Origin of the sequence: Mycobacteroides sp. PCS013 (assembly GCF_049532645.1) — a bacterium.
GTDB lineage: Bacteria > Actinomycetota > Actinomycetes > Mycobacteriales > Mycobacteriaceae > Mycobacterium > Mycobacterium gwanakae.
In genome coordinates this window covers 1,400,024-1,421,631 of record NZ_CP150131.1, presented here as the reverse complement: position 1 = coordinate 1,421,631, position 21,608 = coordinate 1,400,024, and the positions used below count along the sequence as shown (strand labels likewise).

Sequence of the window (21,608 nt, the reverse complement as noted above, 5' to 3'; positions counted from 1 at the left end):
TCAAGCGCAAATATATTCGACAGGTCTTTTGGACACGCGATCAACCTCAACTTGAGCTAAACGGTGTGATGCCCCGTTCCCACGGTTACGGTGGAGGTAGCTGGCGAATAGCGTCGGCAGTTGATAACGAGCGAGAACGAGAAGGGAGCCTTCCATGTCGGATCGTGCCGATCGTCAGCGCCAGGAGCAGCACCGCGAGCAGGCTGACCAGCGCCGAGGACAGTAAGACCTGCTAGGTGCGTTGGGTTGCCCCAACACGCTCGGCCGCAGAGGCCACCGCCGTTATCCGTGCGGCGGTGGCCTCGTCTTCTGTCAGGGTGCGGTCGGTTGCCCGGAAACGCAGCCGGAAGTTCAACGATTTGTTGCCTTCGCCCACCTGCGGCCCGGTGTAAACCTCCACCAGACGCACCTCTTCGATCAACTCACCCGCCCCGGCGCGCAGCGCCTCGGTGACCGCATCGGCGGGCACCGTTTCGGCGACCACCAGCGAAACGTCCTGAAAAACTGCCGGGAAAGGCGAGATCCGTGGCGCGGGAAGCGGATTGGTGAGGGGAAGCGCATCGAGGCTCAGCTCCAGGGCACATGTGCGTTTGGGCAGCCCGAGCCGTTCGATGACCGCCGGGTGCAATTCGCCGGCATGCCCGACAACCTGGCCATCGGCCACAATCTCCGCGCACCGCCCCGGATGCCACGGCAATTCACTGCCGGCCCGCAGCGACAGGTCCACATAGGCGGCCCGCCCGATGATCCGGGCAGCTTCCAGCACGTCGGTGACATCGGCGGCGCGCCCGCGCCCCCACGGCCCATTCGGCTCGCGCGCCCCCGTCAGCACAAGTGCCACATGGACGGGCTGCGCGGGCAGAGACTCAAACAATGCACTGAGCTCGGCCTCGGAGGGGCGATCCGTCACGTCGAGCAGCGGGATCGCCCGGGTCGTCTCGGTTGGCCGGACAACCTGACCGATAGTGAACAACGCGACGTCGACGGTTCCGCGAGAAATATTGCGCGACAACGCCTCAAGCACCCCAGGTAAGAGCGTGCTGGCCAGTTCGGGGCGATCGGATTCCAGCGGGTTGAGAACCTTTGTGGTACGTCGGCGCGGATCGTCCTGATCCAGGCCCCACTCGTCGAACACACCGGCAGGCAGGAAGGGCATCGGCAGGATCTCGGTGTATCCGCTGAGCGCCAAGGACTTCCCCACCGCACGGCGACGGCGTTGCGGCGCGGTGAGGCCACCGCCTTGTGGTGCCGCGGGCAGAATCGACGGGATATCTTCCAGTCCTTCGAGTCGCAGCACCTCCTCCACCAGGTCCGCACCCTCGGTGATGTCCGGACGCCAGCTCGGCGGTGTGACCCGCAGGGTGTCGCCCTCCACCGCCACCTCGGCACCGATCTGCCGGAGGCGGTGTTCCACCACCCCGTCGGCGTAGTCGATCCCGGCAATGCGCGCGGGCAGGTCGGTGGCCATGACAATCTCTGATCGAGCCTGGCCGTCGGCCGACCAATCGGTGAGTTCGGCGGGCGTGCTGCCCCCTGCTATGTCACGCAGTAGAGACGCACAACGATCCAGCGCGGCAACGGATATCGCGGGATCCACGGAACGCTCGTAGCGACGTCCCGCCTCGCTGTGCAGGTGTAGCCGACGCTGGGTGCGCAGTACCGCGGCCGGATCCCATACCGCGGCTTCGAGGAGCACGTCAGTGGAGTCTTCGCGCATCTCGGTGCTTCCGGCGCCCATGACACCGCCGATGGCGGTCACACCGGCATCGTCGGCGATCAGAACGTCGCCGGGTTCAAGCTTGCGTTGCACATCGTCGAGGGTGATAACCGTCTCGCCGGGTGTCGCGAATCGCACCCGGAAATCCCCGCTGATCCGCGCCTTGTCATGCGCGTGCATGGGATGCCCGATCTCGAGCATCACGTAGTTGGTGGCGTCCACCGCAGGCGATATGGCCCGGATTCCACAGAGCATCAGCCGTCGCTGCAGCCACCACGGCGACACCGCCGCCGGATCGATGCCGATCACCGGGCGCAACCCGAAGCATTTGACCCCGGTACCGGCGTCGATATGTACCGGCAGCGAGGGCTTGTCGGCCGGGAGCGGCTCTACCGCAGCTGGATCGGCGAAATCCAGGTCGTACGCACAAGCCAGATCGCGGGCCAGCCCGCGAACGGACAGGCAGTATCCGCGATCCGGAGTGATCGACAGATCGAAGATGACATCGTCCAGCCCGACCACCTCGCCGGCGTCGGCACCGGGATCGGCGGTTCCCGGCGGCAGCACCAGAATGCCCGACGAGTCCGAGCCGAGACCCAGCTCGGTCGTCGAGCAGATCATCCCGTCGGAGGTGTGTCCGTAGGTCTTTCGTGTCGCGATGGTGAAGTCGCCGGGCAGCGTGACGCCCGGGAGTGCCACCACCACGAGGTCGTTGACGGCGAAGTTCGATGCACCACAGACAATCTCACGAGACTCGGCTTCGCCTACGTCCACCAGGCAAAACCGGATCGGCTTTTTGAAGTCGGTGAGTTCGGTGATCTGGGCGACGCGTCCGATCACCAGCGGTCCGGTAACCGGACCGGGAACGATTACCTCTTCCACCTCGTGACCGATGCGGATCAGCGTTTCCTCGATACTCGCCGGGGTGGCGGCGAACTCCGGGGCACCGACCCGCAGGACCTCGATAAGCCAGCTGTAGGGAATACGCATCAGGCACTCACCCCGAACGGGAGGCTGAAGCGTACGTCGCCTTCGATCATGTCGCGCATGTCGGGCAGCCCGTTGCGGAACTGCAAGGTTCGTTCCAGCCCCATGCCAAACGCGAAGCCGCTGTATTTTTCGGGATCAATACCACTGGCCCGCAGCACATTCGGATTCACCATGCCGCAGCCTCCCCATTCAACCCAGCCGGCCCCGCCCTTCTTGTTCTCGAACCAGACGTCCACCTCGGCGGAGGGTTCGGTGAACGGGAAGAAGTGCGGCCGCATCCGGGTGTGTGCCTGCGCCCCGAACATGGCCCGTGCGAAGGCGTCGAGCGTGCCCTTGAGGTTGGCCAGGGTCAGCCCGCGATCCACGGCGAGCCCCTCCACCTGATGGAAGGCGGGCAGGTGCGTCGCATCGATTTCATCGGTGCGGAAGGCGCGCCCCAGCGAGATCACGTAGACGGGCAGCTCGCGCGCCAACAGGGTACGGACCTGAACCGGCGAGGTGTGCGTGCGCAACACCTGCCGCGACTCCTCGGGGGCGATGTAGAAGGTGTCCTGTGTGCTGCGAGCCGGGTGGTCGGGCAAGAAGTTGAGGGCATCGAAGTTGAAGTGTTCGGTCTCCACCTCGGGGCCGTCCGCCACCTCCCACCCCATCGCTACGAAGGTGTCCGCAATGTGTTCGGACAGGATGGTGATCGGGTGGCGCGCTCCGATCGTCTGGCGCGTCGACGGCAGGGTCACATCGACACGCTCCGCGACCAGCACGGCGGCATCACGTTCGGCGCGCAGTACCTCCAACCGGATGTCGTACGCCTGTTGCGCCTGGGTGCGTACGGCGTTGACAAGCTTTCCGGCCTCAGCCCGTTGCTCCTTCGGCAGCGCGCCCAGCGCCTGCCGCGCGAGCGCCAGCGGCGACTTCTCCCCCAGATGGTCAACCTTTGCCTGCGCGAGGGCATCCAGGTCACCGGCGCCGTCAAAGGCCGCGCGAGCAGCATCAACGGCGCTCGTCAGAGCTCTCTCTGATGGTTCCACTGAAGGGTCCTGCGAGTGATCAGCCACGGATGCCGATCATAGGGTAAGGCGGGTTAACCACCGTGCGGTCATGCCCGGCGGGCACCACCGCACCGCCTAGTGTTGAGCGGGTGAATGGCGAAGCAGTGCGCCGCTGGATCTTCGAAAGACATTGCCATCCGATCAGTGCGTGGTCCCGTTGGGCAACGACACCGCTGTTGCTCGTTCCGGTATGGACCCGGCGATGGCGTTGGGCCGTCCCCATCGCTGCGTGGCTCGCCATCAACCCGGTGGTGACCCCGCCGCCCCGGGACAACAACTCCTTTGCCACTCGTGCCATACGCGGTGAAGAGATCTGGATGACCAGACCTACGTCGGATACCGCCCTCACCGTGTTGGGCATTGTCGGCGGCACCGCGCTGATCTCGGCATTGATAGCCGCCTGGCGGCGTTCAGGGACCGGGGCGACGGCAGGTACCGCACTGTCGATGACGATCACGCTGCTGGCCTGGCGGCGCTACGCCCACATCTGGGAGGCAAATCAGTCCAGACGGTAATGTCCGATTTCCGCTAGCGCTGCGGTGGGACCGCGGGCATGCTCGAAGCATGGAACTTGACGCGGAGGCCTGTTACCGGGCCGTGCAGTCCCGTGACACACGATTCGACGGCCAGTTCTATACGGCCGTGCGCACCACCGGCATCTACTGCCGGCCGTCCTGCCCGGCCATCACCCCGAAGCGCCAGAATGTCTCGTTCCATCCCACCGCCGCCTCGGCGCAGGCCGAGGGCTATCGAGCCTGCCGACGGTGCCTGCCGGACGCGGCACCCGGATCGCCATTGTGGAATATCAAGTCCGACTTAGCTGTTCGAGCGATGCGTCTTATTGGTGACGGCGTGGTCGAGCGCGATGGCGTGGATGGTTTGGCCCGTGCCCTCGGGTACTCGAGCCGTCAGCTCAACAGGGTTCTACTCGCCGAGCTCGGCGCAAGCCCGCTGGCCCTGGCGCGCGCCAATCGCGCCACCACAGCACGTCTGCTCATTCAGCGGACCGAACTGGCCATGTCCGACATTGCCTTTGCGGCCGGGTTTTCCAGTATCCGGCAGTTCAACGACACGATCGCCGCGGTGTTCGCGACGACACCGTCGAAACTACGCGCCGAGCTCCCCCGCGCAGCGAGTCTCACATCGGCACCGATGCCCGGCGGCGTCAGCCTGAAACTTCCTCTGCGGCAACCCCATAACGTCGCTTGGTCGATCTGGCTGTTGGAGCATCATTGCGCGCGCGGAGTCGAGGATTTTGCCGAGGGACGGTACACCCGAGCACTGAGGATGCCCCACGGTCCCGTCGTTGCGACCCTGACGGTAGACGTCGATCAGGTGCGCGCGGACCTACAACTCTCCGATATGCGTGACCTCGCGCCCGCAGTGGCCCGCCTGCGCCACCTTCTTGACCTGGATGCCGACCCCGCGGCAGTGGATGACGCACTGCTGTCTCACCCAGCGCTGGCCCCACTTGTCGCCGAGGCTCCCGGCATCCGGGTGCCGGGGACAGTCGACGGGTCAGAGCTGCTGTTGCGCACCATGATCGGACAGCAGATTTCGGTGTCCGCGGCCAATACCGCTACGGCACACCTCGTTGCCGAACTCGGCGAGGAGGTGGCCGACACGACCGGGCGGGTGACACGTCTGTTTCCCACCCCCGACGCAGTCGCCGCCGCCGGTACGGAGGTGATGGCGGGACCTGCGGCCCGGATCGCCGCGATCGTCGGGGCCGCCGACAGGCTCGCGACCGGCAAGCTGGAGTTGCATCACGGCATGAACGCCGCCGACATGCGCCGGCAACTATTGGAGATCAAGGGAATCGGACCGTGGACCGCTGACTACGTGGTGATGCGTCAACTCGCCGATCCAGACGTTCTCCTCGAGCACGATCTGGTGCTGCGCCGCGGCGCAGCAGCAGAGGGGATAGACCTCGCAGCTGCCCGCGACTGCTCGCCGTGGCGGTCTTATGTATCTATGCACCTGTGGCGCAAGGGAATCACTGCGCTACCCCGTCCGCGCATTCGCGCACAGAAAGGAATCTCGTGAGCGACTACTCGACTCTCACCACCCCGGCGGGACCGTTCACCGCCATCGTCGACGGATCGGGGACGGTCCTGGCATCGGGATGGACGGACTCCCCCGAACTACTGCATGCGTTGATACATCCGGCGTTGCGCCCGCGGGAACTGAACCGCAAACGCGATCTCGGCAAGGTGTCCAAGGCTGTCACCGACTACCACGCGGGCGATCTGACCGCCATCGACTCGATCCCCGTCACCCAGCGTTCCGGGGACTTCCTCATGCACGCCTGGGATGTGCTGCGACAGGTCGATCCCGAGGCGCCGATCACCTACAGCGAGTTCGCCGTGCGCGCCGGACGGCCCGCGGCGGTCCGTGCGGCCGCCAGTGCCTGCGCCCGGAATGCGGCGGCGCTGTTCGTACCGTGCCACCGGGTGTACCGCATCGGCGGCGCACTGGGAGGCTTCCGCTATGGGCTTCCGATCAAGCGATGGCTACTTGATCACGAGGCTCCCGCCGGGACCTGACCCATTGACTGATGAGCACCGCGGCTATCGCGGCGGGCACCGCCGCCGCAAGAGTCTGGGCGTCCTCGGAGAACATCATCAGGGCGAATAGTCCACCAAATCCTAAGAGCAGCAATCGGAGTACGGACCAATGCGGTGCGTGCAGGGACAGCGTGTGCGCCGCGAGCATGCCGAGGAGAAATGCCGTGAGGTGCCCCACCTCGGTGAACGTCTGATTGCACGCGATGGATACGGCGCCGACGGCGATCCAGCCGGACATCCACGAGCCACGCCAGCGCGGCGGAATCGATGCGGTGAGTGCGCCGACAACAGCGGCTGTCCCGTAGCTCATCCCCACATCGCTGGCCCGCGCGATGGTTATCGGGGCCCAGTGCATCCAGATGGCCAGTGCGGTTCCGACTCCCACGATGAGGGTCGCCCCGATATGACCGAGCACGAAGGTCAGCGCCAAACGCCCACTGTGCCACTGCAGTTCAGCCAGGGCAAGGATGCAGATCAGGCCGGGAAGCCACAGGTAGATTGGTCCGGCGTCGGTCACAAAGGCACTGCCGATGAGGGTGCCCAGGCGTCCCTGGTGCAGATTGTGCAGATTGGTGCTCGCATGAGCGATCACCCGGTCTTGCATCCGCGGCCCCTCGATCACCAGCACGGTGGCGACTGCTACCAGCGCAACCGCGTAACCGATGGTGACCCGCAGCCGGACAAGCGCGGCCCAGACTCTCCGCATGATCCATGATCGCACCGTCTAGATGCGACCGTCGTCCCCAGCGGCTGGCAGTTCCCTGCGAGTTTCGAGTAGGTACATCTTCATGTTCTCGGGCACACCGGCCGGTCTGCTGGAGAACAGCGGACGCCGCACGGGCGTGGGCGTGAGTCCCAGGTGATCAAGAAGCACCAGCGGCACCTTGGCCAGAGCCGGTTGCGAGATCGCCAGACCACCCTTCGCGGCGCTCTCCATGACGCGGGCGGCGATGTTCACATCGACTCCGAGCCAGTCCGATCCGATGCGCTGAGGCGTTCCGGTGTGGATCCCAATCCGCATATGCGGCGTATACCCCTGTATTTCAACGTTTTTCAATGCGTCGCGGGCAGGAATGACGGCTTGTAGGGCAGTGATCGGATCATCGAAAACGGCCATGATGCCGTCGCCCATGCGCTTGACCACCTGCCCCCCGGCATTGAGCATGGGAGGTTCGGCGACCGATGCCACGCGTCGCAGCAGTTTCAGCGTTGCCTCGTCACCGGCCTCCAGTGCCCAGGCGGAGAATCCGACGAGATCGGTGAAGACCAGGGTGACCTCGCGATTCGCCGGCTGCTTGCTGACCTTCTCGGTGAAGGCCTGCCAGATCTGCAGTGCGCCGAACCCGAACTCACGGAATGCGGTGTCTCTGTCGGTCACCAATCGGTCGGCCGCGCGCGCCACCGCACTCGCCCCACCAAAACCACTGGTGGACAGGGGGTCGCCGAAATACGGGTCACCGGGCAGCGAACGCCGGGCACGGCGCACCGCCGCCACAACCGTGGGATCCCGATCCATCTTGCGGAACCAGCTCCCGGCTCGGGCGATATGGCGAGAGGCCGGCTCGGCGGGATCGGAATTCTGCGCTGGCGGGGCCGCATCGGGCGACTCCGCGGCGAGGTCATGCCGCGCAGACCCACTGGTGCGGCCTCGCCTGCGCTTACGGATTCCCGAGTTGTGCTCACGGTCCGGTTCGGCATCGAGGCCTGACGGCTCGACATCCACGGCATCAGCCTATGTGCTGGGGTGTGCGGCGGCAATCTCGTCGTTGCCAGTGTCGCCGTCTTCGCGCCAGTTCGGGTCCTTCTCCTCAACCGCCTGGTCGATACCGGTCGGCGCTGGTAGCGGCTGCATGGAGCTTCGGACACGGTTGGCAAACGGTTCTCAACACCGCTGAGATGCTCGTGGACAACGCCGGTTGTCACCCATATCGTGCGTGATAGGCGCCACATAGGAGGGTCAACGATGACATCCGCCACTGCTGATCGCCGCGCTCGGCGATCCACTCGCAAAGGCCCGTCGCGCGTGAGGCCCGCGGCCGAACCACGGCATGAAGTCGATCTGGACGGCCCACCGCAACCGTTGGGCCCAGATTCGCTGACATGGAAGTACTTTGCGGATCTGCGGACCGGACTCCTTGGCGTGTGGATCGGATCAATCCAGAACATGTATCCGGAATTGGGCGCCGGAGTCCAGGATCACTCGATCCTGTTGCGTGAGCCCCTGCAGCGCGTGGCGCGCTCGGTGTTTCCCATCATGGGCGTGGTCTACGACGGTGATCGCGCGGCGGACACCGGGCGCCAGATTCGGGGCTATCACGACACCATCAAGGGCGTCGACAGCAAGGGGCGTCGCTACCACGCACTGAATCCCGAAACCTTCTACTGGGCCCACGCCACCTTCTTCATGCTCATCATCAATACCGCCGAATACTTCTGCGGAGGCCTCACCGAGGCCGAGAAACGGCAGCTGTTTGCCGAGCATGTCCAGTGGTATCGGATGTACGGCATGAGCATGCGGCCCGTGCCCAACTCCTGGGAGGAGTTCCAGCGGTACTGGGCGCGGGTCTGCGACGAAGAACTGGAGATCAATCGCGCGACGATGGACATCTTCCACATTCAGATCCCCAAACCGAAGTACGTACTGCTACCGGACTTTCTCTGGCAGCAGATGTGGGCACCGGCCCGCGCATTTCAGAACTGGGTGGCCGCCGGGGTGTTCAGTTCCTCGGTGCGCGAGAAGGCCGGAATGCGCTGGACTCCTGGCGATGAGGTACTCCTGCGAGTGTTCGGAAAAGCAGTGCAGTTGGCATTCAGTCCATTGCCCGACGACATCCGCCTGCATCCACGCGCCGTGTCGGCGTACAAGCGCGCTCAGGGCCGCCTGCCCGCGGACGCGCCGTTGGTCGAGGCGCCCAAGATCACCGCTCCGCCCAGGGATAGACGCGGGCTGCCCGTGCATTACGTCCCGCCATCGACCGAGGCGAGGTCCCTGACCTCCCGCGCTGGCAAGCTACTGCACTCCGCCTTCTCATTGGCGTCGCCGCCGTGGGCACTCCGGGGCCGCCGCGAGGTCGCGTAACAGCTGTTTACGCAGCTTTTACAGGGCGGCACTATGGCGTAGGCCACATTTTTCGGGCTGCGATTCCTGTCGTCTGATAGACGAAACAGGGTCGTCCGGACAACGGGTTTACCCTGCCGTGGACGTACCGACACATGGTGTTCACCAGGCGATTAGCCCAGCACACCAACCTATTCGGACAACGTGTCTTTTGTAGGTTGCCAGCATCCAGCAAAACTCCATCAACTCACGGCGAGCAGAAGCCGTCAGTGAGCCGCCTTGTCCCACAAGGCGATTCCTGTGAGCCACCTGTGAGTTTTGATCAGCGGCAGGGTTTGCGCAGGCGTATCTTTCCGTCAGCTCAGATAACGGATTCATCACTCCGACCGGTAATCGACGGCGCCGCAGTAGCTCCCAAACTCAGGTACAGGTTCACCACCATTTACATCCGCAAGGGGAAACGAGGCATTCAGATGGCAGTACGTAAGCGAGTGGGCGCCGTCATGGCGTTGGTCACCGCGATCTGTACCTTGGCAACGGCTCCGGCCCACGCCGATCCCGTCACCATGGCACCACAGACCTATACCAAGGTGAGCCGCGACGGGTGGACCTTGATGATCCGGATCGACCACGAGACCATCAACTCCGTACCCAACCTGGCCGAGGCCTCCAACTCGCGGGAAGCGTTCGTGACCTTCGATGCGACCGCGATCGCCACCGGCGGATCGGCGCCCATCACCGATAGCTTGTTCATCGCCGGATACCAGTTAGGTTGCCAGACAGACGTTTCCAGCGGTCTGCAGATCGGTGGCACCGGCGGCCTCGCGGGGTCTGTGGGCTACAGCGGCGGCCCGTCCGTCGGCGGTTCCGGCGGCCTCGCCGGGTTTGTGCAGACCATCTTGCAGCCCGGTGTCATCACCGATCTCCCCCTGGCCAATATGGCCTTGAGTGATAGCGGCAAGGCCATGCTCGACGTCGACAACCTCCACATCAAGGCCGACGCGTGCGGCGGCGATGTCACCATTCGCTCCTATGTCTATCTGCGGATCTCGACCGCTTCGGCGCATACTGAGTTCGCCATCTACGGCGACCCGATGAAGATCTAGGGAGGTTCTCGTGCCGAAACGAAAGATCGTTGTCACGGTGGCCGGAGTGGCGGGGGCCCTGGCCCTGGGTGGGCTCGCCGCCCCTACGGCCGCCGCCGACCCGCCGGGTATCCCCTTCGTGCCCGGCGTACCCGCGCCATTGCCCGCAACCCCGGGAAGTTATACGTATATCTACAACAACTTCCCAGCGGTCGCGCCGGCCACGGTCGACGCGCGCGGTGTGAAGATCGCCGCCAATGCCGATCCCGCGGCGGGTGCGGCCGGTCTGCCCGGCAGCAAGCTGGGCAACTCCGCCCACCCGGCCAACGTCTTGACCTCGTCCAGCACGCGGTACGGCATCCAGGGGGGCACGACACCGGCCGCCCCGGCCAGCACCACCGGTGTGCAGTTCGGCGCCGGTAACGAGAACCCCGCGCTGGAGGATCCACACGGGGCACCGCCGCAGAGTGCGGCAGCGGTCGAGGCGGCCGCCCCGACCGTGATGCCGGGTGCTCCGACGCCTCCGGTTCTGGAGTCCCCCGATGGTCAACCCCCGAAGCCCGCGGAAGAACCCGCCGGCTGATCTCAGTCCTGCCGCAATACCGAAAATGGGCCCCCTGTCGAACAGGGGGCCCATTTTCGGCGTCGTGTGACGACTTGGAGCGAGTGACGGGACTCGAACCCGTGTGAACGGCTTTGCAGGCCGGTGCCTAGCCTCTCAGCCACACCCGCGTCGAGCACCGATGATGCCGAACCACGGTGCGCGACACGAGTGTTGAACTCAGGCTGATCCCAGTGCGGGCTAGCCGGTGAGGCCGGAGTAGTCCGCGCCGGTGAGCTCGACCGACTTCTCCCACAACCGGGCGGCCAGCTGCGGATCCCGGGCCTCTTTGTTGCGCGGAGCACGTTTCACCGGACCGCGCATACCTTGCAGCTGCGTGGGCCCGAGGTAATCGTCGGGCTGCACATCGGGCATCGTCGCCGCGTACAGCTCGCCCTCGGCGCCCTGACGCTCGTCCTGGAGCACAAGACCCATGCCGAAGTAGAAGGCCTTCTGCAGGCCGGGCAGATTCGGGATCATGGAATCGAACAGGTTGGTGGCGGCCACGCCCGGGTGCACGTTGACCGACAGCAGTGGGGATCCGGCTGCTGCCGCCTTGCGGGCCAGCTCCGAGCCGAAGAGCATGCATGCCAGTTTCGAAGCCCGGTAGGCGGTCAGCCGGTTGTACGGGCGCCGAGTGAAGTTCAGATCGTCGACGTCCAGGTTGTTGCGTCCCTGCGCATGCGCGATGCTGCCCAGCGAGATGACTCGTGGTGCGTCGGCCGCGAGCAAGGCGGGCAAGAGCGCATCGGTCAGCACGAAATGGCCGAGATGGTTGACGCCGATCTGCGTCTCGAACCCTTCGGCGGTGCGCCGCAGTGGGATTGCCATCAGACCCGCATTGTTGAGCAACACGTCGACCTTGGGCGCCTGGGTGCGGATCGCGTCCGCGGCAGAGCGCACGGAGGCCAGGCTGGTGAGGTCGAGCTCCACGAGCGCGTGGTCAGCCTTCGGTCCGAGCGCGCGCACCTTATCCAGCGCCGCCCGTCCGGTCTCCTGGTTGCGGCAGGCCAGCACGACGCGGGCGCCGGCGCGGGCCAGCGCCTCGGCGGCGACGAGACCCAGGCCATTGTTCGCACCGGTGATGACATGTGTCTTACCGGTCTGGTCGGGAACATCCGACTCACGAAAGTGCCTGATCTGCAGGGGTGCGGGCATTAGGTTCCTCGATCCGTGGAAGTTACTAGTACTCGTCGTTACGGCTTTGTCGGATAGTACTGGAGGCTATTGACCGCGATGCATCCGCGCCGTGGCGTAGAGGCAAATCGACGCGGCGCTGGCCAGGTTGAGGCTCTCGGCTCCCCCACGCATCGGGATGTTGATCCGATGTGTGGCCAGGGCTGCCGTCGCGCTGTCGAGTCCGTGCGCCTCGTTGCCGAAGATCCAGGCACAGGGCCCGGCAAGCACCGGATCGGCGTCATCGAGCGACAGCTCGCCATCAAGGGTGGTGGCCAGCACTGCCCCACCGCGCGCGGTGACGTTCTCGGCGACCACCGCGGCGTCTCCGGCCGGGACGACCGGGACGTTGAAAACGCTGCCCGCCGAAGCCCGCAGGCTCTTGCCGTTGAAGGGGTCAACACTGTTGCCTGCCAGCACGACGGCATCGGCGCCCATCGCATCGGCGACCCTGATCAGAGTGCCCGCATTGCCTGGCTCCGAAATATCAACGGCGACAACGACAAATCGTGGCGAATCGGCCGCGACCTGAGACCACTGCGCCGCGATCGAACGACATTCGGCCACCAGCCCAACGGGAGTCACGGTGTCCGACAGTGCTTTGGCGGCCCGTTCGGTCACCAGACGGACCGGAGCGTCAACCAACAGGCCGGCGAATCGCTCGGTCGCGGCCTCGGTCGCGAAGACGCGTTCTACCGCGCCGGACCGCAGCGCGGCCTCGACCAGGTTGGGACCTTCTGCCAGAAAAAGACCGGCCCGCCGACGGGCGGCGGGCCGGTGCAGTTTGACCGCGTCGATCACTGTCTGTGACCGCTCAGTCAGAGCCGAGTCGCTCAGGCGGCTTCCCCGGCCGGAGCGTTGACATCCTCAGGCAGCGCGGCCTTGGCGACCTCAACCAGCGCGGTGAACGCGGCGGCATCGCTGACGGCCAGCTCGGCGAGGTTCTTACGGTCAACCTCGACGCCCGCGATCTTCAGACCCTGGATGAAGCGGTTGTAGGTGATGTCGTTGGCGCGAGCCGCAGCGTTGATACGCGCGATCCACAGCTTGCGGAACTCACCCTTGCGAGCGCGACGGTCCCGGTATGCGTAGGTCAGCGAGTGCAGCTGCTGCTCCTTGGCCTTCCGGTACAGGCGCGACCGCTGACCGCGGTAGCCCTTGGAGGCCTTCAGGATTGTCCGGCGCTTCTTCTGGGCGTTGACGGCCCTTTTCACGCGTGCCATTTATGTGTCCTTCGTGTGGTGCTGTGTAGTGGGTGGTCGTGGTGTCGGCTGCTAGCCGGTCAGCATCTTCTTGACGCGCTTGGCGTCGTTCTCCGCCACCACGGTGCGGCCGTCGAGACGGCGGGTGCGGCTGGTGGGCTTGTGCTCCAGCAGGTGGCGACGGTTCGCCTTCTGGCGCACGATCTTTCCGCTTCCGGTGGTGCGGAAGCGCTTCGACGCACCGCTGTGGGTCTTGGCCTTAGGCATCTTGGTAGTCCTTATTCTTCAAGGGTTCTCGGTTGTGTCGGTACTTAGGTATTACGGCTGTTCGGTGGGCGCTTGCTCGGCCGGCGGGGCCGCCTGGGCTGGGGCCGGCCCTGCAGGAGCCTCTGCCTGCTGAGCTGCCTTGGCCCGGGTCTTCGCACCCCGGTGCGGCGCCAGCACCATCGTCATGTTGCGGCCGTCCTGCTTCGCGGAGGTCTCCACGAAGCCGTACTCGGCGACGTCTGCGCCGAGCCGCTGCAACAGTCGGTAGCCCAGTTCGGGCCGTGACTGCTCGCGTCCGCGGAACATGATCGTCACCTTGACCTTTGATCCGGCTTCCAGGAAGCGCACAACGTGGCCCTTCTTGGTTTCGTAGTCGTGATCATCGATCTTCGGCCGAAGCTTTTGTTCTTTGACGACGGTCTGCTGCTGGTTCTTGCGAGACTCGCGCTCCTTCAGAGCCGTCTCGTACTTGAACTTGCCGTAGTCCATGATCTTGCAGACCGGAGGCCTGGCATCTGGGGCTACCTCGACAAGGTCGAGATCGGCGTCTGCGGCGACGCGCAGCGCATCTTCGATCCGCACGATGCCGACCTGTTCGCCTTTCGGGCCGATCAAGCGGACTTCGGGTACGCGGATGCGTTCGTTGATGCGGGTCTCAGTGCTGATGTGGCCTCCCTGGCTCGTCCTCTATCTGTCGTGACCGCAACGCGGTTCGACGGGGACAAAAGTGGGTCCATCAGCACTCTGCTCGTTACGAACAGAAAAGCCCTGCACATGGCAGGGCCCGAAGCCGACCGGTCACGACGACACACGCCGTCCTGCATATGCAGAACAACCACCCAGGGGTGGCTGGACCGGACCGCTGTACCTTGTTGGCCAGCGGTGGGAGCGGGACTCCACTTGATGTCCCCGACGGAGCCGGGAACGGTCGCACATGACAGTCTAGCAGCCGTGACCGATGACCTTGACCACGATGATCACGACCAGTCCACGACCTCGGATGTCCGCGAGCTTGCCGACATTCCGGCAATCGAGGTGATCACCAAGGCCATTGTGATGCTGATGAGCTCCAGCGCCGAGAAGCTGGGACTGTCCTCCCCAGATCCGGACGAAAGCCCGCATCGCGATTTGGACGAGGCGCGCCGGCTCATCACGGCCCTGGCCGGTCTGGTCGCCGCTTCCGTGGAGTACTTGGGTCCGCACGCTGCGCCGATCCGCGACGGATTGCAGAGTCTGCAGAAGGCCTTCCGGGAAGCCAGCGCCATTCCGGACGAACCCGGTCAGGGTCCTGGCGAGAAGTACTTGCGCTGAGCATCAGTAAACTGCCAGCTACACGGCCTATCCTCGCTAGGTGACGTTGTCTGATTCTCTTCGCGCAGGCCGCTCATCGTCCGAGGTTCGCGCTTCACCGCCACTAGCCGCCCCGGGAATCGGCAAGACCCCCAAGCCAATTCCCTCATCTACCTCGAAACTGCACTGGGTACCGACCTTCTTCGGATGGCTGGTCGGGGTTTTCGCGGCGATGATCTTCCTGTCGAGCATCTCGCCGATCATCCGGCACCTGACACAGGTTCCTCGTGCCTTTATCGACGAGTATCTGTTCGACTGGCCCGATACCAGCCTCGCGTGGGCCTTCGTGCTGTCGCTGCTGGCGGCTGCCCTGGCGGTGCGCAAGAGCATCGCGTGGTGGATTCTGCTGATCAACCTGACGGTGCTGTCGGCCCTCAATATCGGCGGTCTCATCCAGCACCGCGACGCCGTCGAGATCCTCGGACTGGTGCTCCACGGCGGCACGATCGTCCTGCTGATCCTGGCGCGTCACGAGTTCTATGCGAAGGTCCGTCGCGGTGCGACGCTCAAAGCCGTCGCCGTACTCATCGGCGGTTTGGTGCTGGGAACGCTCGTCGCCTGGGCCCTCACCGAGATGTTCCCGGGCTCGCTGGCCCGCTCCGACCGCTTCTGGTGGGCGCTCAACCGCGTGGCCGGTTTTTCGCTTGCCGGTCATGAGTACTTCGACGGCCACCCTCATCTCTTCTTGAACTGGCTCTTCGGCCTGTTCGGAGCGCTGGCGCTGATGTCCGCCGCCGTCGTGTTGTTCCGCTCTCAGCGTGCGGTCAACGCGTTGACCGGTGACGACGAATCGCTGATCCGCGGTCTGCTCGAGCGTTATGGGCAGGACGACTCTCTCGGATACTTCGCGACCCGTCGCGACAAGGCCGTCATCTTCGCGCCCAATGGCCGCGCAGCCGTGACCTATCGCGTAGAGGTGGGCGTCTGCCTGGTCAGCGCGGACCCCATCGGGGACAAAACGGCGTGGAGCCAGGCCATCGCCGCATGGCTGCAGGTGTGCCAGGCATACGGCTGGGCGCCTGCGGTGATGGGTGCGAGCGCCGAGGGCGCGCTCGCCTACCGGGAACATGGCCTGAACGCACTGGAACTCGGCGACGAGGCGATCCTGTACCCGCGGTCGTTCTCGATATCGGGTCCGCACATGGCGGCGGTCCGCCAGGCCGTCAACCGCGCCCGGCGCTCGGGATTGTCGGTGCGTATCCGCCGCCATCGCGAATTGCCGCCGGACGAGGCGAAGCAGATCATCACCAACGCCGACCTGTGGCGTGACGGCAACACCGAACGCGGATTCTCCATGGCCCTGGGGCGGTTGGGTGATTCCACCGACGGCGACTGCCTTCTGGTGGAGGCGGTCGACTCCGACGACAACCCCGTCGCCATGCTGTCACTGGTGCCCTGGGGTGCCAACGGGGTATCCCTCGAATTGATGCGCCGTTCGCGTCAATCACCCAACGGCACAATAGAATTCATGGTTACCGAGCTGCTCACTCGGGCAGAGGCCATGGGAATCACCCGGGTCTCTCTCAACTTCGTGATGTTCCGCTCGGTCTACGCGGACGGCTCCCGTATCGGGGCGGGCCCGGTGCTCCGGCTGTGGCGCTCGGTGTTGATGTTCGCCTCACGGTTCTGGCAGTTCGAGCAGTTGTACCGCTCGAACGTGAAGTATCAGCCGGAATGGGTGCCACGGTTCGCCTGCTACGAGGATGCCCGGCTCATCCCCCGGATCGGCATCGCCTCGGTGATCGCCGAGGGATTCCTGGTCTTGCCGTTCGGCAATCGGGACAAGCCACGGCACACCGGTCAATACAGTGCGGTGCCGCAGTCCATCGTGGCCACCGGACTGCTGCACCACGACGGCACCGCACCCGATATGCCGCCGCAGTCCACGGCACTGCAGAGAGTGCCGGAGCAAGTCAAGGTGCGACTCGGCAAGCTTGCGGCCCTGCAGGAGCGGGGAATCGACGCATACCCGGCTGGCTCACCGCCCAGCCACACCGTCGCGGAGGCCCTGGCCGCAGCCGACGGTACCGAGGTCGTCATCAGCGGTCGCCTGCTGCGCATCCGTGACTATGGCGGTGTGCTTTTCGCGCAGCTGCGCGACTGGTCGGCAGAGGTGCAGCTGCTCATCGACGATCCCCTGCTGCATGAAGAGTTCACCGCCGCCATCGACCTCGGCGACCTGGTCGAGGCCAGCGGTGTCATGGGTCAGTCGCACAACGGCACCCGGTCTGTGCTGGTGCGATCGTGGCGAATCATCGGTAAATGCCTGCATCCACTGCCCGATAAGCGCAAGGGTCTTACCGACCCTGAGGCCCGGGTGCGCGCTCGATACCTTGATCTGGCGATCAATCCAGAGGCCCGCGACCAGATCGCGGCGCGCAGCGCCATCATCACCTCGCTGCGTAACACCTTGCTATCACAAGGATTTTTAGAGGTCGAGACGCCGATCTTGCAACAGGTACACGGCGGAGCCAACGCGCGTCCCTTCCTGACACATATCAACGCGTACAACTTGGACCTCTATCTGCGTATCGCACCCGAGCTTTATCTCAAGCGACTCTGCGTCGGCGGCGTGGAGCGGGTCTTCGAACTCGGCCGGGCCTTCCGCAATGAGGGCGTGGACTTCAGCCACAACCCCGAATTCACACTGTTGGAGGCGTATCAGGCGCACGCCGATTATCTGACCTGGGCCAAGACGACCCAACGGCTGATCCAGAACGCCGCCAAGGCAGCGCACGGCAGCGAAGTGGTGATGCGGCCCCGCGAGGACGGCACCGACGGGAAGCTGGCCCCCGTGGACATCAGTGGCGAATGGCCCATCATCCCGCTGCACGAGGCCGTGTCCCGAGCCCTCGGCGAACAGATCGATGCGACAACGGAAGTTCCTACGCTGCAACGATTCTGCCGATCGGCGGAGGTGCAGTTCAATCCGCGATGGGACGCTGGGCATCTGGCGCTGGAGCTCTACGAGCAGCTCGTCGAGAAGCACACCACCACACCCACCTTCTACAGTGACTTCCCGGTCTCGGTGTCCCCGCTGACCCGGCCGCACCGGAGCACTGACGGGCTGGCCGAGCGGTGGGATCTGGTGGCCTGGGGTGTCGAACTCGGCACCGCCTATACCGAGTTGACCGACCCGGTGGAGCAGCGTCGCCGCCTGTACGAGCAGTCACTTCTGGCTGCGGGCGGCGACGCCGAGGCCATGGAACTCGACGAGGACTTCCTGCGCGCGATGGAATACGCCATGGCGCCCACCGGCGGTATGGGCATGGGAGTCGACCGTGTGGTCATGCTCATCACGGGGCGCAGCATCCGCGAGACGCTGCCGTTCCCGCTGGCCAAACCCCGGTAAGGCACGGTGGATCTGTTCGGATTCCGTACCCGGACTCGTCGAAAACCTGACAGACAATTCACAGGTATCTAGGCCATCATGGGTGCGTGTCCGGTCATGACATCTCGTTGTTACATGGGAGCTTCCCTGTCTCCATGCAGGTCATTGCCGGTTTTGCGCTCGTCATCGCGATAGGGCTGCGCACCGGCGGGTGGTTTCGGCGCTGGTTGCCCGTTGCCGTGGCCGTCGGTGGCTGCCTCGCCGCGTGGGCCTACTGGTACATCCAGTCCGAGGACTGGGCAGACAGGGGCAATCCGGCTCCGCTGATGCTGTGGGTATGGATCGCGCTCACCGGTGTGGCCGCCACGGTCCTGGTCGTGGGCTGGCGCACGGCACGCTGGTGGCGTCGCGCGGTCGCGGTCACCGCGGTACCGCTGGCGGTCCTCTCCGGGTCACTGATGCTGAATCAATGGACCGGATATGTGCGCAGCGTCCAGTCCGGGTGGGCGCAGCTGACCGCGGGCCCGCTACCCAACCAGGCCGATATGGCCACGGTGACCGCTGCCCGCGCAGAGCGCCGCGGGCCGACGATGACCAAGGGCAAGCTCGTGCCGGTGGATATCCCGGCCGACGCCAGTGGATTTCGCCATCGCCAGGAGATCGTCTACCTACCTCCGGCATGGTTTGATTCGACCCGCACCCAGTTGCCGACGATCATGATGATCGGCGGCGAGTTCAACACCCCGAGCGACTGGATCCGCAGCGGCAACGCCGTCGAGGTGGCGGACGCCTTCGCCAGCCAGCACGGCGGAAACGCTCCCGTCATGGTGTTCGTGGACGCGGGTGGCTCGTTCAACAACGACACCGAATGCGTGAACGGCCCGCGCGGTAACTCCGCCGACCATCTCACGAAGGACGTTGTCCCGTTTATGGTGTCGCGCTTTGGCGTGAGCCCGCGGCCACAGAACTGGGGTGTGGTCGGCTGGTCGATGGGTGGCACCTGCGCGGTGACGCTTGCGGTCAAACACCCCGAGCTGTTCAGCGCCTTCGAGGACATCGCCGGCGATATGTCGCCGAACACCGGGAACAAGGCGCAGACCATTGCTCGTCTTTTCGGCGGTGACGGCGCGGCATGGGAGCAGTTCGACCCGGCGACGGTGATGTCGCGCAATGGGCCGTACACGAACACCTCCGGATGGTTCGACGTCAATGGGATGCACCGCGCCGGATCCGGGGCGATCACCAGCACCGGCGCGGTACCGGGAGCGGCAGCGACAGTGCCACTCAGCGATCAGGACCGTGCCGCGCATCGGCTATGCGAGCTCGGTGCGGCACAGGGAATCTCGTGCACGGTGCAGCACAAGCCCGGTGAACACAAGTGGCCGTTCGCGCAGACGGCGTTCACGTCGGCGCTGCCCTGGATGGCGGGCCGCATCGGCACGCCCATGGTGCCCGATGTGCCATTGCCGCGCTAACCGCTGTGTACGGGCGGAGTAGCGTCGGGCGCTATGTCCGATACGCCTGATCCGGGATACACCGACAACGGTGTGCCGACGTTCGAGTCGGTGCGCGAGAAGATCGAAACCCGATCCGGCACCGCCGCCGGGTCCGCCGAGCTGGATGCCGAAAGCGAAGAGGGCCGTGCGCTGGAGGAGCAGTTCGAGGCCAGAAGCCGGGCCGCCGCCGATCGGATCGAAGAGATCCGCAGGTCGATGCGCGAGGAAGCTAGCCCGTCGCGGCCCGACGAGCAATAGCCTGCTCGCGGACGAGGCTGCGCCGGACCTTGCCTGAGTCCTCACGCAGTGGCTCGGCGACGAACTCGATGGTGCGCGGGACCTTGTAGAGGACGATCTGGTCGAACAGATAGTCGCGCAGCTGATCTTCGGTCACGTTGTGCTCGGCATGCACGACCGCGTGCACGGTCTGTCCAAGGTCGTCATCGGGCAGGCCAACGACGACACTGTCGATCACTCCGGGGTAACCGTTCATGACGGACTCGACTTCGGCGGGGAAGACATTGGCCCCACCCGTCACGATCAGGTCGGTACGCCGGTCGCTCATGTAGAGGTAGCCGTCGTCATCGAGCCAGCCGAGATCGCCGATGGATTCCCATGTTCCGAACCGCTTGATCTCGGCGCCAAGGTACTTGTAGGGCTTGGGCATGCCTTCCCACGGGCGCATGAAGATCTCCCCCACCTCGCCCGAGGGCACCGGGTTTCCTTCCTCATCGAGAATCGCCAGCTCACCCAGCGCGGGCTTGCCGACGGAGCCACGATGGGCCAACCACTCCGGGCCGGTGATGATGGTGCCGCCGATGGCCTCGGTGCCCGCGTACAGTTCCCAAATCACCTCAGGACCCAGCAGGTCGATCCACGCTTGTTTCAGCCACACCGGACACGGGGCGGCCATGTGCCACAGCACCCGGATGCTGGATAGGTCGAATTGGCCGGGATGCTGGCGGACCTCACGCAATATTCGCGACATCATGGTGGGAACCACCTGCAACCAGGTGACCTTGTGCTTGTCGATCAGTTCGAGAGCCTGTAGGGCGTCGAATTTCGGCTGCACGATCAGATGATGCCCGAGTAGCAGCCCGTACGATGAAAACATCAGCGGCGCATTGTGATACAGCGGTCCGGCGACGAGCTGAGCATCTCCCGACTGCATGCCCATGATCTCTCCTGCGGCGGGGCCGGTGATGGCCGCGGGGCTGGGGGCCAGGATGATCTTGGGCCGGCCGGTGCTGCCTCCCGACGTGGGCGCCTTCCAGGCCGGCGACACCACCTCAGGTAAGGGGCCTGCGGCGCGGTCTTCGGCCGTGGGCTCGAATCCTGCTGGGACACAGACTCGATCCGGATGATCGGCCGGATCGACTCCGACCACGAGCGCCGAGTCGGCCAGCTCGACGATTGCCCGACGTTCGGCCAGCGGCAGCCGCCAGGACACCGGTTGTGGGGTGGCGCCGAGCTTCCACACTGCGATTTGAGCCGCGAAGAACTCCACCGAGTTCGGCAACCCTATGGTGACAAGGTCACCCTGCTGCACACCCAGCCGCTGATAGGCGTGCGCCAAGGCGATGGCACGCCGCTCCAGTTCGGCCCTGGTGACAACCTCGGTACCGCAGGTGATCGCCGGCGCATCGGGTGCCGATTCCGCGAGGTTGGCGAGGATACGAACGAACGGTTCACCAACTACCTCGTCAGTCATGAATGCCA

At 65.0% G+C, this 21,608-nt stretch carries 20 protein-coding genes and 1 tRNA gene; 10 read left to right on the top strand and 11 right to left on the bottom strand.

Translation table 11 applies throughout. From position 1 onward, the window contains the following. Nucleotides 1-232: 232 nt before the first annotated feature. The gene (pheT, locus tag RHO23_RS06855; protein ID WP_423488845.1) at nucleotides 233-2,707 is read right to left on the bottom strand and encodes a phenylalanine--tRNA ligase subunit beta; all 2,475 of its coding nucleotides are present in this window, start codon (nucleotides 2,705-2,707) and stop codon (nucleotides 233-235) included. After that, entirely contained in the window at nucleotides 2,707-3,762 is a 1,056-nt protein-coding gene (gene pheS, locus RHO23_RS06850) for a phenylalanine--tRNA ligase subunit alpha (protein WP_423488844.1), read from the bottom strand. The genes pheT and pheS overlap by 1 nt, the downstream gene beginning before the upstream one ends. Nucleotides 3,763-3,845: 83 nt before the next feature. Between pheS and RHO23_RS06845 the strand changes: the two genes are divergently transcribed. From RHO23_RS06845 to RHO23_RS06835, 3 genes are read left to right on the top strand one after another with little or no spacing between them, the layout of a single operon-like run. After that, nucleotides 3,846-4,271 carry a DUF6653 family protein gene (locus RHO23_RS06845; RefSeq protein WP_423488843.1) on the top strand — a complete coding sequence of 142 codons (426 nt, stop codon included), beginning with the start codon at nucleotides 3,846-3,848 and terminating at the stop codon, nucleotides 4,269-4,271. Nucleotides 4,272-4,320: 49 nt separating this feature from the next. Beyond that, on the top strand, nucleotides 4,321-5,802 hold the full coding sequence (locus RHO23_RS06840) for an Ada metal-binding domain-containing protein (protein WP_423488842.1): 1,482 nt from the start codon (nucleotides 4,321-4,323) through the stop codon (nucleotides 5,800-5,802). Continuing rightward, nucleotides 5,799-6,302, top strand: a complete 504-nt coding sequence (locus RHO23_RS06835; protein WP_423488841.1) for a methylated-DNA--[protein]-cysteine S-methyltransferase — start codon at nucleotides 5,799-5,801, stop codon at nucleotides 6,300-6,302. The genes RHO23_RS06840 and RHO23_RS06835 overlap by 4 nt, the downstream gene beginning before the upstream one ends. Here RHO23_RS06835 and RHO23_RS06830 read toward each other — a convergent pair. Together RHO23_RS06830 and RHO23_RS06825 are read right to left on the bottom strand one after the other, a co-directional pair. Then, nucleotides 6,259-7,029 carry a rhomboid-like protein gene (locus RHO23_RS06830; RefSeq protein ID WP_064408712.1) on the bottom strand — a complete coding sequence of 257 codons (771 nt, stop codon included), beginning with the start codon at nucleotides 7,027-7,029 and terminating at the stop codon, nucleotides 6,259-6,261. The genes RHO23_RS06835 and RHO23_RS06830 overlap by 44 nt on opposite strands. A gap of 18 nt (nucleotides 7,030-7,047) precedes the next feature. Further along, nucleotides 7,048-8,046, bottom strand: coding sequence for an adenylate/guanylate cyclase domain-containing protein (locus RHO23_RS06825; protein ID WP_064408711.1), 999 nt, complete (start codon nucleotides 8,044-8,046; stop codon nucleotides 7,048-7,050). A 240-nt stretch (nucleotides 8,047-8,286) separates the two neighbouring features. Between RHO23_RS06825 and RHO23_RS06820 the strand changes: the two genes are divergently transcribed. The 3 genes from RHO23_RS06820 (at nucleotide 8,287) to RHO23_RS06810 (ending at nucleotide 11,049) form a co-directional block, all read left to right on the top strand. Further along, on the top strand, nucleotides 8,287-9,402 hold the full coding sequence (locus tag RHO23_RS06820; protein WP_423488840.1) for an oxygenase MpaB family protein: 1,116 nt from the start codon (nucleotides 8,287-8,289) through the stop codon (nucleotides 9,400-9,402). A gap of 482 nt (nucleotides 9,403-9,884) precedes the next feature. Further along, the gene (locus tag RHO23_RS06815) at nucleotides 9,885-10,487 is read left to right on the top strand and encodes an MspA family porin (protein WP_044105784.1); all 603 of its coding nucleotides are present in this window, start codon (nucleotides 9,885-9,887) and stop codon (nucleotides 10,485-10,487) included. A 10-nt stretch (nucleotides 10,488-10,497) separates the two neighbouring features. Continuing rightward, the gene (locus RHO23_RS06810) at nucleotides 10,498-11,049 is read left to right on the top strand and encodes a hypothetical protein (protein WP_057963959.1); all 552 of its coding nucleotides are present in this window, start codon (nucleotides 10,498-10,500) and stop codon (nucleotides 11,047-11,049) included. A 75-nt stretch (nucleotides 11,050-11,124) separates the two neighbouring features. Here RHO23_RS06810 and RHO23_RS06805 read toward each other — a convergent pair. From RHO23_RS06805 to infC, 6 genes are all read right to left on the bottom strand, one after another. Next, nucleotides 11,125-11,198: transfer RNA gene (locus RHO23_RS06805), tRNA-Cys, on the bottom strand. Nucleotides 11,199-11,268: 70 nt separating this feature from the next. Further along, complete coding sequence (locus RHO23_RS06800) at nucleotides 11,269-12,225, bottom strand: oxidoreductase (RefSeq protein WP_064408710.1); 957 nt, start codon at nucleotides 12,223-12,225, stop codon at nucleotides 11,269-11,271. A 66-nt stretch (nucleotides 12,226-12,291) separates the two neighbouring features. Beyond that, nucleotides 12,292-13,044 carry a TrmH family RNA methyltransferase gene (locus tag RHO23_RS06795; protein WP_070940922.1) on the bottom strand — a complete coding sequence of 251 codons (753 nt, stop codon included), beginning with the start codon at nucleotides 13,042-13,044 and terminating at the stop codon, nucleotides 12,292-12,294. Between the two features lie 32 nt (nucleotides 13,045-13,076). Further along, nucleotides 13,077-13,466, bottom strand: coding sequence for a 50S ribosomal protein L20 (gene rplT, locus RHO23_RS06790; RefSeq protein WP_005058700.1), 390 nt, complete (start codon nucleotides 13,464-13,466; stop codon nucleotides 13,077-13,079). A 51-nt stretch (nucleotides 13,467-13,517) separates the two neighbouring features. Next, nucleotides 13,518-13,712 carry a 50S ribosomal protein L35 gene (gene rpmI, locus RHO23_RS06785; RefSeq protein WP_070917783.1) on the bottom strand — a complete coding sequence of 65 codons (195 nt, stop codon included), beginning with the start codon at nucleotides 13,710-13,712 and terminating at the stop codon, nucleotides 13,518-13,520. Between the two features lie 51 nt (nucleotides 13,713-13,763). Next, a complete protein-coding gene (gene infC, locus RHO23_RS06780; RefSeq protein ID WP_075908808.1) occupies nucleotides 13,764-14,378 on the bottom strand; it encodes a translation initiation factor IF-3 in 615 nt (204 codons plus the stop codon). A gap of 285 nt (nucleotides 14,379-14,663) precedes the next feature. Here infC and RHO23_RS06775 point away from each other — a divergent pair, with 285 nt between their 5' ends. The 4 genes from RHO23_RS06775 (at nucleotide 14,664) to RHO23_RS06760 (ending at nucleotide 20,147) form a co-directional block, all read left to right on the top strand. Then, nucleotides 14,664-15,023: a DUF1844 domain-containing protein gene (locus tag RHO23_RS06775; RefSeq protein ID WP_057963961.1), complete on the top strand. Its 360-nt coding sequence runs from the start codon at nucleotides 14,664-14,666 to the stop codon at nucleotides 15,021-15,023. Between the two features lie 118 nt (nucleotides 15,024-15,141). Continuing rightward, nucleotides 15,142-18,414: a bifunctional lysylphosphatidylglycerol synthetase/lysine--tRNA ligase LysX gene (gene lysX / locus RHO23_RS06770; protein WP_423489185.1), complete on the top strand. Its 3,273-nt coding sequence runs from the start codon at nucleotides 15,142-15,144 to the stop codon at nucleotides 18,412-18,414. A 134-nt stretch (nucleotides 18,415-18,548) separates the two neighbouring features. Next, nucleotides 18,549-19,868 carry an alpha/beta hydrolase gene (locus tag RHO23_RS06765; RefSeq protein WP_423489184.1) on the top strand — a complete coding sequence of 440 codons (1,320 nt, stop codon included), beginning with the start codon at nucleotides 18,549-18,551 and terminating at the stop codon, nucleotides 19,866-19,868. A gap of 33 nt (nucleotides 19,869-19,901) precedes the next feature. Next, on the top strand, nucleotides 19,902-20,147 hold the full coding sequence (locus RHO23_RS06760) for a hypothetical protein (RefSeq protein WP_057963962.1): 246 nt from the start codon (nucleotides 19,902-19,904) through the stop codon (nucleotides 20,145-20,147). Here RHO23_RS06760 and RHO23_RS06755 read toward each other — a convergent pair. After that, nucleotides 20,119-21,600: an AMP-binding protein gene (locus RHO23_RS06755; protein WP_064410275.1), complete on the bottom strand. Its 1,482-nt coding sequence runs from the start codon at nucleotides 21,598-21,600 to the stop codon at nucleotides 20,119-20,121. The genes RHO23_RS06760 and RHO23_RS06755 overlap by 29 nt on opposite strands. Nucleotides 21,601-21,608: the final 8 nt, after the last annotated feature.